Here is an 11,551-nt window from a genome sequence, read left to right on the forward strand (position 1 = left end):
GAAACTGAACACTCATAGAATGCTTGGAGTGTCCGATTAGTCTTCGCTACGCCCAAACGACGTTTAGAAAATCGCGTTGAGATTTATGGCAATTAAAGACCAACCTCAGCCCCCTCGTTCGCGGCAGATTGGCAATATTCTGCTGCTGATTTCTGGGCTGTTTTTACTTGTTAATTTGTTTTTGCCCAACCTATTTGGTCCATCAATTCCGCGAGTGCCCTACAGTCTGTTTATTCACCAGGTGCAGGATCAGGAAGTGACGCGAGTTTCGGTGGGGCAGAACGAAATTCGCTACCAGCTCAAGGGCGAAGCCGATCAGCCTGGACAGGTGCTGTCCACGACGCCAATTTTTGACCTGGAGCTGCCCAAGCTGCTTGAGGCAAATGGTGTCGAGTTTGCCGCGGCTCCACCTCCCAAAAACGGCTGGTTTACCAATGTTCTGGGCTGGGTGATTCCGCCGCTGATTTTTGTGGCCATCTGGCAGTTTTTCATTAATCGGGGTGGTGGCCCGCAGGGTGCTCTATCGATTGGAAAAAGTAAGGCCAAGGTCTATGTTGAGAGCGATTCGGGCCGAGTCACCTTTGCGGATGTGGCTGGTGTGGAAGAAGCCAAGACCGAACTGGTTGAAATCGTTGACTTTTTGAAAAATCCGCAGCGCTTCACTCAGATTGGAGCCAGAATCCCCAGAGGTGTGCTGCTGGTAGGTCCGCCGGGTACTGGTAAAACCCTGCTGGCGCGAGCAGTGGCGGGCGAAGCTGGAGTGCCCTTCTTCAGCATTTCGGGTTCGGAATTTGTGGAGCTGTTTGTGGGCGTCGGCTCATCGCGGGTGCGGGATTTGTTTGAGCAGGCCAAGAAGCAGGCTCCCTGCATCATCTTTATTGATGAGCTGGATGCAATTGGTAAATCCCGTGCTACCGGCGGTTTCTATGGCGGCAACGACGAGCGGGAACAAACCCTGAACCAGCTCCTCACCGAAATGGATGGATTTGGCGCGGGCGATCAAACCGTGATTGTGCTGGCGGCCACCAACCGGCCTGAAAGCCTGGACCCGGCTCTGCTGCGTCCCGGTCGATTTGACCGTCAGGTATTGGTTGATCGGCCCGACCTCAGCGGCAGATTGGCGATTCTGGAGGTGCATGCCAAAGGCGTCAAATTGGGCCAAGATGTAGACCTGAAGGCCATTGCTACCCGCACACCGGGCTTTGCTGGAGCCGATCTGGCCAACCTGGTCAACGAAGCGGCACTGCTGGCGGCCCGCAACAACCGCACTACTGTGGCTCAGGCTGATTTCAATGAGGCCATCGAGCGGGTAGTGGCCGGTTTAGAGAAAAAGAGCCGCGTTCTGAACGATAAAGAAAAGAAAATCGTCGCCTATCACGAAGTTGGTCATGCGCTGGTGGGTGCCCTGATGCCCGGTGGCAGCAAAGTCGAGAAAATTTCGATTGTGCCTCGCGGGATGGCGGCGCTGGGCTATACGCTGCAACTGCCGACCGAAGATCGGTTTTTGTTGAGCGAAGCGGAACTGCAAGGCCAAATTGCTACCTTATTGGGCGGGCGTTCGGCTGAAGAGATTGTGTTTGGCAGCATCACCACGGGTGCCTCAAATGACCTACAGCGGGCCACAGACTTGGCCGAACGGATGGTAACGACCTACGGCATGAGCAAGGTGCTGGGTCCTCTGGCCTATCAGCAGGGGCAGCCAAACAACTTCCTCGGTGCTGATGGGATGAATCCGCGCCGGATGGTGAGTCCGGAAACGGCAGAGGCGATCGACCGGGAAGTGAAGGGCATTGTCGAGAAGGCCCACCAGCAGGCACTGGACATTCTGAAGCACAACCGAGACTTGCTGGAAACGATTGCCACCAAGTTGCTAGACACCGAGGTGATCGAAGGCGAAGAGTTGCATCAACTGCTTGGTCAGGTGCAGCCAGTTCCCGCTTCCGAGCCAGAACCCGCTACCGTATAGGTGGAGTAGCAGCAAGTTAGCGAAACTAAACGAATAGAAACCCAATCAACGGTTTCCTTGTCTACCTCCAGGTTGTCTGGGGGTAGTTTGCTATTTGGCTACTCTGCAACTTATCTACAAATAAATTGCAACTTAATTGATTTGATTGTGCTTTTGCTGCTTTGAACCTATACTGCTATCCGCAAAACCTAAAGAAACTGCATGGCTGCAACCAAAACGATTCAAAGCATTTACACCGACGGAGCCTGTTCGGGCAATCCGGGTCCGGGCGGTTGGGCCACGGTGGTCTACTTCAGCGATGGCTCGGTACACGAAATGGGCGGAGCCGCCTCGCAAACCACCAATAACCGAATGGAAATGCAGGCTGCGATTGAGGCGCTGGAGTTTCTCCTAGCCGCTGCCCCCAGCGACAGTATTGCCCTCTACACCGACAGCGAATATGTCAAAAACGGCGTCACTCAATGGCTGAAGGGTTGGAAACAAAAGGGTTGGAAGACGGCTACCGGCAAGCCTGTGCTGAATCAGGACCTGTGGCGCGTGCTGGATGCGCTGCAAGAAAAGCTAGCCCAGCAGGGAACTGACGTGCAGTGGCGCTATGTCAAGGGTCATTCGGGTGATCGGGGTAATGACCGTTGTGACGAAATTGCCCGCGCCTTTGCCCTGGGAAATTCACCCAGCCTCCAGCAAGGATGGTCCCCCAATTCGGTTGAGGCAATGCCTATGGTAGCTAGTGGGGAAAGCAGCGAATTTGACACTCCAATTACTCACGCGGATGCGTCAGAGACGCTACAATCCAGTCACAAACTCTCTGCCTCTGCTGTAGACGCTAACCCAGATATGGTCGATTCCACGATTCCAGATGGTACTGACTTGCAGTCAGAGAAATCCGAAGTACCGCGTGAGGTCAAAGTTGCGCAACTGCGAAATGTGGTAGACACGCTGCACATGGCCGACGAAATCGCGCGGCAGGGGTACCTGATCACCAGCTCTGAGTTGGCCGATTTGATGGATGTCAACGCCAGTGCAGTCACCAGTCGGGGTGACAATTGGGTTTGGCGCAACTGGGTAATTTCTCGCGTCCGGCGGGAGGGCAATCAAATTTTGTGGCAGCTAGAGCGCGTAGATTAGCCGCAACGATAGGGGAATTTCAGGGTTCTCTTACCCATTTTTGCAAAATACTATCCCCAGATTTGGATTTTTATGGCATTCTATACGCAACATCTAGCAGTGTTGTCGGCTTGATCACGCTACCGGCATGTCTGGGTGCCTGTCTAGATTGGTCTAGATTGGTCTAGATCAGTCTCTAGCACCGAGGCAAACCATCACCCGTTCCACCCATGAGAGCTGCTTAGATGGAGGCTCCTTACCGAAAATTCGGCTGATTCATTATTTGAGAGAAGCTTAAGAAAAAGTAAAGAATTGTTGAGATTACTGAGAGACAAGTATACGGTTATGTCGCTTTCGTCCGGTTGAGCGCATAGGAGTCCCCAGCCTGATTGATTGTCCTCTGGACGGTGCGGAGCACCACCGATTAAATCGCCTAATCATGTGACAACTAGGGTCGAGGTGAGTAGTGGAAACTAGCCTGGAAAATTTATGGAATCAGGTTTTGGAGCGGTTACAGCTCCAACTCAGTCGCCCCACGTTTGAAACTTGGATCAAACCGGCCACCGTGGAGCGCTTAGACGAGCAGTGCTTGGTGATCTGCACGCCGAATCCGTTTGCCCGCAATTGGCTGCAAAAGTACTATGTCAAAACGATTGGCGATGTGGTGCAGGACCTGTTGGGCCATCCGGTAGAGATCCAAATCACGGTGAAAGCCAGTAGCGAGGCCGAAAGCTCCGTCGCCACCGAAGTGCTGTGGCCCCTGCCGAGCGAAACTCCGCCTGTCGGTCCAGCTTCTAACCAGCGCCTGCGGCAAACCGAGCTGAACCCGAAATATGTATTTTCCCGATTTGTGGTCGGGGCAAATAATCGCATGGCCCATGCTGCTTCGTTAGCTGTGGCCGAATCTCCCGGACGTGAGTTCAATCCCCTATTTCTCTGTGGCGGAGTCGGATTGGGCAAAACTCACCTGATGCAGGCGATCGGCCATTATCGGCTCGAAATCAATCCTAGCGCCCGGATTTTCTATGTCTCGACCGAAAAATTTACCAACGATCTGATCTCGGCCATTCGCAAGGACAGTATGCAGAGTTTCCGCGAGCACTACCGCGATGTGGATGTGCTGCTAGTAGATGATATTCAATTCATCGAAGGCAAGGAATACACCCAGGAGGAGTTCTTCCACACCTTCAACACCCTGCACGAAGCCGGAAAGCAGGTGGTGCTCGCCTCAGACCGTCCGCCCAACCACATTCCTCGCCTACAGGAACGGCTCTGCTCGCGCTTCTCGATGGGTCTGATTGCCGACATTCAGCCGCCCGATCTAGAAACCCGAATGGCAATTTTGCAAAAGAAAGCTGAATACGAAAATATGCGCCTGCCGCGCGAGGTGATTGAATACATCGCCTCCAGCTACACTTCCAACATCCGAGAGCTAGAAGGAGCGCTGATTCGAGCCGTGGCCTATGTGTCGATCTCTGGCCTACCGATGACGGTAGATTCAATCGCTCCGGTGCTCAATCCGCCCAGCAATCAGGTGGAAGCCTCGCCGGAAACCGTGATGAATGCCGTAGCCGAAACCTATGGCGTCTCGATTGAAGACCTGAAAAGTGCCTCCCGTCGCCGCGAAATCAGCGTAGCCCGCCAGATCTGCATGTATCTGATGCGCCAGCACACCGACCTCAGCCTGCCCAAAATCGGCGAAGTCTTCGGTGGTAAGGACCATACGACCGTACTCTATAGCTGCGAAAAAATTGCTCAACAAAAAGAAGCCGACCCAGAACTGGCTCGCAACCTGCGTCAACTGAGCGACCGGATCAGCCTCTCCAATTCCGTGCAAAGCCCACCCCGAAAGTCGGGCTAGTTGGAGTTAGTCGAGTCACTCAGCCGCCGAGGGTTGGCGCGTTTTCAGGTTGAATCGACAGCCTTCAGCCAAAATATGCAGCTTGATGTCAAATACGGACATGACCTGATTGGGGCCAGTTGCAACTTGCTGGGAGTGACGATGCCAGCCTGCAACTGCCCCTACAGGGCCAGAAAAATCGGCACTTTTGTAGGTCAGCTCGGATTCGTCCACAATTGTGACGGCTCCTTCGCCCAACACCTCAAACTCATCGCCCTTCACAATTAAAGCCGTATTTTCGTCTACGCCAACGCCAATGATGCTGGGCTGGAGCACGAGGGCCGTTAACAGGCGTCCCAAGCGGCCCCGTTGGGCAAAGTGCTGGTCCACGACCATGCCGGAGACAAACCCCATCCCAGCTCCCAGCATAACGGCATCATTGCGGGGGCTGGTTTCCGACTCACCTCGCACAATCATTACTTCGGGCATAATCGCAGCTCCGGCACTGGTACCAGCAATCACGGCTCCTTCGGAGTGGCGTTTTTGAATCGCATCCTCGAGAATCGTGCCCTTGATGCGCTCGACAATCCGGGCCTGATCGCCGCCGGTAAAAAAAATCCCGCTTGCTTGCCGAATCGCCCACACGGCCTCAAACTGATTGGCGTCATCCGGATCGCGGGTATCTACGACCCACACCGTTTTAGCTCCCAGTCGCTTAAACACTTCAATATAGGTTTCACCCGCCTCGATCGGTTCGCTGGTGGCTGCGGTCAACACCACAATCTGAGCGCTTCTGCCGCCTGCTAGCTGGATAAACGCTCGCAAAATTTTGGCCTCTCCGTCGCGTTCTTCTGCCCCACCAATGATCACAAGGGGACCTTTGGGACGCGGCAAGGGACTTACTTCAGGCGTGAGCGGTTCTGTCATTGGGACTGCACATTGGGACTGCAAGAAATTTATCCAAGAAATCTACTCGTAACTAGTTTGGCTGATGCCAAGCCTTTCAGTTTACCCCTAGAGTCAAGCAGCAATTTGTCTCGCTGCTAGCAACTTCCAATGTTGCAATGTTGCAGCTAGATGATGTGGCAGCTAGATATAGTGTTGCAGCTAGATCCAAAGTACATCTGTTCGATGTAAGGTATGAATCACAGCCTCTTGCAAACTCGGTAAGCTGCTCTCGCCATAATTTCCTTCGCCGCCGCGTTACCTATGCTAGATCTGATGAAACTAGCCCGCCAAATGCAGGGCATTGGTCAACACCTAACCGAAGAAGCCGCCGCCACCCGGCAACGGTTAGAGCTAGCCCAGCGAATTTTAGCTCAAGCCGCCGAGCGACAGACCGACTTGGTGACAATGCAGCAACTCTGGCGCGAGCGCTTAGGATTTACGGCTGCCGAACCACTCGAACTACTCGACACTCAAATTGAATTGGCCACCGCTCCCGCGATTCACACGGTTTTTGCCACCGATGGCTCGCAAATCGCCCCCAGCCACCACGAAATTGCCTACTGCTATCTAATCAATGTCGGCAGAGTGGTGTTGCACTACGGCCAGAACCGCCATCCCTTGCTCGATAGCGTCCCAGAGGTATTCTACCGACCCGAAGATCTCTATATTTCGCGGCAGTGGGGCATCCGCACCGAGGAGTGGATGGGCTATCGGCGCACAGTTTCTGAGGCGGTGGTGTTGGCGGAGTTGGGTGAAGTGGTGGCGAGATGGGGAGATGGGGAAGGTGGGGCGCAAGACTCACAAAACTCTCCCCTTACCCCTTTTCCTCGCTTGGCAATGGTAGATGGTTCGCTGATTCATTGGTTTTTGGAGGCTTTGCCAACGGAGGCGCGGGAGCAGATTTTGCCGCCCATTTTGGCGGCTTGGCAGCGGTTGCGGGCGGCGAGAATTCCGTTGGTGGGCTACCTGAGTGCGGCTCGCAGTGGCGAATCGATGAATTTTTTGCGGCTCCAGAGCTGTCCCTATCTGGCTCCAGATTGTCAAACCCATTGCCCAGGACAGATCGAACAGGCTCCCTGTCAGGTATTCTCGCCACTACGGGATACGGCCCTCTGGGGGCTGGTGCTGGAACCCGGTCAGCGGGGGGCGATTTGGCGCAGTTCGGCCAAAATCCTGGAAGGCTATGGCGACCACCATGTTTATTTCTGCTATGTCCATATGGGAGCGGAAATTGCCCGCGTCGAATTTCCGGCTTGGGTGGCGGAGGATGTCGAACTGCTCGATACCGCCCTGAGTTTGACCCTCACCCAGGTGCAGAAAGGGTATGGCTATCCGGTGGCGCTGGCCGAGGCGCATAATCAGGCTGTGGTACGAGGAGCTGATCGAGCTAGGTTTTTTGCTTTGCTAGAGCAGCAGATGATTCGGGCTGGCTTGAGAAATATTGGCACATCCTATAAGGAGGCTCGCAAGCGGGGCAGCATTGCTTAGTCAGGAAGATTAATTTTGCCCCCGTTGCGGTAGGCGATCCGCTAGAATCGCTATACTTCATGTAACGGTATCTTTTTTATTTATTCATCTATTGCCTGAGTGTCTATGACCTCCTACGCCACTACTGCCCGCGCCGACTTAAGCGAACTGCGGCGACTCAAAAGTCTCCTTCCGCCTGAATTGAAGAGCTGGGTCACGATTGAAGCATCCACAGCTGTGAACCCACCCCTGATTACCTGCGAAGAAATTGGCCGCGATCAGGTTGAAGTTCAGGTGGATCTAGCCAAATGGGACCAGTTGGCCCTCGACCAGCGGAATCTGCTGTTTTGGCATGAGGTTGGCCGGATTCAGCTCGATACGATTCCCCGCGACGGTTGGGAGATGGCGGCGCTGGCCATTGGTCTGGGTGGCGCTGTGGGCGAGTTGTGGGTGCAGGATGGGCTGCTGCTGCTGTTGGCCCTACTGCTCTGCGGTGTGTCAGGCTGGCGGCTGTATCAGCGCAACAACGGAGAGAAAACCCTGCGCGAGGCAATCGAGGCCGATGAAAAGGCGATTGCTCTGGCGACTCGGTTTGGCTATACCTTGCCCAATGCCTACAAGAGTTTGGGCAGTGCCCTGAAGGTGCTGATCGAGCAGACGCCGAAGAAAAAGCAGCGCCGCAAGTACGAAGCTCGTCTGGATGCGCTAAAGAAGAGTGCTGCCAAAGCAAAAGAGCAAATGAAGACCAACCGCTCGGAAATTTAGGGACCCGAAATCCTTGTTTGACCGCGTTCGGTTTGAGTTTCGTCCCTATGCTCGTCGGTTTAAACGCCCGTTGCAGACCCATCACGGTGAGTGGGCAGTGCGACAGGGCGTTATTTTGCGTCTAGAGGGAGCGGACCGGGTGAGCTGGGGCGAGATTGTGCCGATCGAATGGTTTGGCAGCGAGAGTTGCTTAGATGCACTCCGCTTTTGTCAGGCACTTCCTGGCGAAATCACCCATGCCCAGATCCAGCAAATTCCTGCTTCATTGCCCGCTTGCCGGTTTGGGTTTGAATCTGCCTGGGAGGGGCTAGTCCTGCCGCCGCCAAATTCAGTTCCGCAGCTATCAATCAGCATGCTGTTGCCAACAGGGGCTGAAGCACTCCATGCTCCTCAACTCTTTACAGCATCATCCGGCAGTACGTTTAAGTGGAAAATCGGCGTTGCAGTAATTCAAGACGAGTTAGAACTGTTTGAGGAGTTGATTAGCCTGTTGCCCAATCAAGCCCATCTGCGACTCGACGCCAACGGTGGCCTCACCTGGCAACAAGCTTGTCAATGGCTGCAACTCTGCGACGGTTACGGCATCGAGTTAATCGAGCAACCCCTGCCGCCAACCCAGTTGGATCAGATGCTAAAACTGAGCCAGCGTTACAGCACTCCCCTTGCCCTAGATGAATCGGTGACGACTCTGGAGCAGCTTCAGACCTGCTATCACCAAGGTTGGCGTGGCCTATTCGTAATCAAGGCTCCGCTGGCCGGTTCTCCAGTTCAGCTACGTCACTTCTGCCAAACGCATCAACTCGATATCGTTTGGTCTTCAGTCTTTGAAACAGCGATCGCGCGACGCTACATCGAAAATTATTTAATTGCGGCCTTGCCATCTAGCAATCGGGCAACTGGGTTTGGTGTCGAGCATTGGTTCGACGATGGTTGGGAACAACGCAGTCCCGAACAGATTTGGCAGCGGTTAGAGCCTTCGAATTCGTGACACTAATAGGCGTCGATCAATCATCTTTCACCCGACATTCAAATTCGATCCGCGTTTCTTCTAATCGCGCTACCGCTTCGGTGTAAATCGGTTGATGATTTTGTTTCAACCAGCTCAACAGGTTGAGCAATTGGGCATTGCGCAGTTCTAGATCAGTTTGAAAAATCGCAGCCGTTGCCATATATTGGGCATATTCTACCGGATGCCCCTGAGCCACAAAACTAGTCAACAAAGCCTTTAGCGCTTCCCGTCTTACTGTATCTAGATTCTGTGTACTCATATCAAACTCCTAAATTAACTAAACTGTATTCTGATAGCCATTTTGGTTTCACCTTCAAGTGGCCAATATCTATTTTCAGATTGCATACTTCAATGATTAAATTCTGATTCTTAGCCATTCCCAACTAAATAACCAACCACTGCCCATAATTTTTGATTCCTGACTCCTGGCTCCTCAACCAATACCACCCCGTTGATTCATCAGCATCTGATAGGCCGCCATAAAATCAGCCGTAGTAATTTGAATCGCACTCGGAGTATCTCCCGCCTGAGCACGATATCGCCGAATCGCTTCCAAGGCCGCCTGATTGCTGAGCAGCGCCAGATCCGCACCATTCCAACCATCGGTTTGCGCCGCCCAGTCTGCTAGATTCACGTCCGCTAAAGGTCGATCGGCATTGTGGACTTGCAGAATCGCCAACCGGCTAGGCTGGTCTGGCAAATCGATTTTGAGCTGGAGATCGAGCCGACCGGCCCGCAGCAGCGCCGCATCAAGGGCATCGGGACGATTGGTGGCTCCGATCAGCAACACATTCGGGCAGCCCTGTAGGCCATCCAGTTCCGTCAAAAGCTGGCCTACCACCCGATCGCTGACGCCAGAATCACCCTGAAAGCGGCCCCGTGCTGGCGCAAGGGTGTCAATCTCGTCGATGAATACGACACAAGGAGACGCCTGTCTCGCTTTAGCAAACAGTTCCCGCACCGCCTGTTCTGCAGCTCCGACCCAACGGCTGAGCAATTCCGGACCGTTGACCGCAATAAAGTTCGCACGAGCTTGGGCTGCAACCGCTTTTGCCAACAGGGTTTTGCCGGTTCCTGGCGGCCCCCACAGCAGAATACCTCGCGGTGCCTTGGCTTTGGTCTGCTGATACAGATCCGGATACAGCAACGCCCCCTCAACCGACTCTTGCAGCGTTTGCTTCACCGATTCCAGTCCGCCAATCTCTTCCCATCTCACCTGAGGTGATTCAATTTCCACCGAACGCAACACCGAGGGCTTTACATCCTTGAGCGCCTGCAAAAAGTCTGCCTGGGTCAGGGTGAGGGTGTCTGGAACCGTTTGCAAGTCGGGCACTTGCCGTCGCAGCGCTAAATAAGCCGCTTTCTGACAAACTGCTTTCAGATCTGCACCGACCATTCCCACGGCCAAATCGGCAACCACGGCCAAATCTACCGACTCATCCAATGGCATCGCGCGAGTCTGGATCTGAAGGATTTCTAATCGTCCATCCCGTTCAGGCACTCGAAACTGCACTTCCCGATCCAACCGGCCCGGACGCCGCAAGGCTGGATCAAGATGATCGGGACGATTGGTAGCCGCCAGCACAATCACCCCCTGCATTTGGGCAAAACCATCCATGAGGCTAAGCAACTGAGCGACCAGCCGCTTTTCCACTTCGCCCTCCACTTTGGCCCGATCCGGTGCCAAACTATCAATCTCATCGATGAAGATCAGGCAGGGAGCCGAGCGGGCGGCTTTCTCAAAAATGCTGCGCAGTCGGGCTTCGGCCTCGCCGTAATACTTGCCCATCACTTCCGGACCAACCAAGGCAATGTAGTTGATGCCCAGTTCTGCTGCCAAAGCACGGGCCGTCAGGGTTTTGCCAGTTCCAGGTGGCCCCACCAGCAGGATGCCACGGGGCGGCTCCAGTCCCAGTTTTGCCAGTAATTCTGGGCGCTTGAGCGGAATTTCCACCAGTTCCCGCAGTTCCTTCAACATGCCGGCCAGCCCACCGACATCTTGAAGCGAAACATTGGAGCCAGTTTCTGAATTCGTCTGATCTGAAGCTTGAGCATTTTCCTTAGCAACAGGCGGCTGCCCTGGATCAGGCGGAATGTTGGAGCGACCTACATTAGAGCGACCTACATTGTCACCAGAACCGGCCCTGCTTGCACCACGGGGAATGTTACCTTGGCGAGGAATGCTGCTGAGGGGACGAGTATTGATCTGCACATCGGCTTTGATTTCGCCTTGTTCCAGTTTGTCTTCCAGCGCTTTGGCTAGCTCTAACAATTGCTCAAATCCTCGAAATAGCTCGCTCATGAATTCCTACAGTTGCTACAGGCATTAGACCGTCACCAAACCCTAGTTATCCCAACTTTTGATCCAATCGCTCAGGCAATCTGGGATAATGAATCCGGTTTGACAGCAGAAAAATGAGTTGGGTGTTGTCTACTGGTCGCAATTGCT

General features: G+C 54.0%; 9 protein-coding genes. 6 read left to right on the forward strand and 3 right to left on the reverse strand.

Annotation, left to right across the window (positions count from 1 at the left end):
- Nucleotides 1-85: 85 nt before the first annotated feature.
- From ftsH4 to dnaA, 3 genes are all read left to right on the forward strand, one after another.
- Nucleotides 86-1,966, forward strand: coding sequence for an ATP-dependent zinc metalloprotease FtsH4 (gene ftsH4 / locus HJG54_RS17220; RefSeq protein WP_316430223.1), 1,881 nt, complete (start codon nt 86-88; stop codon nt 1,964-1,966).
- 201 nt (nt 1,967-2,167) lie between these two features.
- The gene (gene rnhA / locus HJG54_RS17225) at nt 2,168-3,094 is read left to right on the forward strand and encodes a ribonuclease HI (RefSeq protein ID WP_316430224.1); all 927 of its coding nucleotides are present in this window, start codon (nt 2,168-2,170) and stop codon (nt 3,092-3,094) included.
- A gap of 445 nt (nt 3,095-3,539) precedes the next feature.
- A complete protein-coding gene (dnaA, locus tag HJG54_RS17230) occupies nt 3,540-4,934 on the forward strand; it encodes a chromosomal replication initiator protein DnaA (RefSeq protein ID WP_316430225.1) in 1,395 nt (464 codons plus the stop codon).
- Between the two features lie 15 nt (nt 4,935-4,949).
- Here dnaA and HJG54_RS17235 read toward each other — a convergent pair whose 3' ends face one another.
- The gene (locus HJG54_RS17235; protein ID WP_316430226.1) at nt 4,950-5,840 is read right to left on the reverse strand and encodes a cyanophycinase; all 891 of its coding nucleotides are present in this window, start codon (nt 5,838-5,840) and stop codon (nt 4,950-4,952) included.
- Nucleotides 5,841-6,122: 282 nt separating this feature from the next.
- On the opposite strand from HJG54_RS17235, the gene HJG54_RS17240 reads away from it, so the two are divergent.
- From HJG54_RS17240 to HJG54_RS17250, 3 genes are all read left to right on the forward strand, one after another.
- The gene (locus HJG54_RS17240) at nt 6,123-7,349 is read left to right on the forward strand and encodes a DNA double-strand break repair nuclease NurA (protein WP_316430228.1); all 1,227 of its coding nucleotides are present in this window, start codon (nt 6,123-6,125) and stop codon (nt 7,347-7,349) included.
- Between the two features lie 105 nt (nt 7,350-7,454).
- A complete protein-coding gene (locus HJG54_RS17245) occupies nt 7,455-8,093 on the forward strand; it encodes a DUF3318 domain-containing protein (protein WP_035996506.1) in 639 nt (212 codons plus the stop codon).
- A gap of 13 nt (nt 8,094-8,106) precedes the next feature.
- The gene (locus tag HJG54_RS17250; protein ID WP_316430229.1) at nt 8,107-9,081 is read left to right on the forward strand and encodes an o-succinylbenzoate synthase; all 975 of its coding nucleotides are present in this window, start codon (nt 8,107-8,109) and stop codon (nt 9,079-9,081) included.
- A gap of 16 nt (nt 9,082-9,097) precedes the next feature.
- Here HJG54_RS17250 and HJG54_RS17255 read toward each other — a convergent pair whose 3' ends face one another.
- Both HJG54_RS17255 and HJG54_RS17260 read right to left on the reverse strand, forming a co-directional pair.
- Nucleotides 9,098-9,361 (reverse strand): hypothetical protein, encoded by a 264-nt coding sequence (locus HJG54_RS17255; protein WP_316430230.1) that lies wholly within the window; start codon nt 9,359-9,361, stop codon nt 9,098-9,100.
- 174 nt (nt 9,362-9,535) lie between these two features.
- Nucleotides 9,536-11,404, reverse strand: a complete 1,869-nt coding sequence (locus HJG54_RS17260) for an AAA family ATPase (protein ID WP_316430232.1) — start codon at nt 11,402-11,404, stop codon at nt 9,536-9,538.
- Nucleotides 11,405-11,551 lie beyond the last annotated feature (147 nt).

Origin of the sequence: Leptolyngbya sp. NK1-12, from assembly GCF_032598965.1 — a bacterium.
Lineage (GTDB): Bacteria > Cyanobacteriota > Cyanobacteriia > Elainellales > Elainellaceae > Elainella.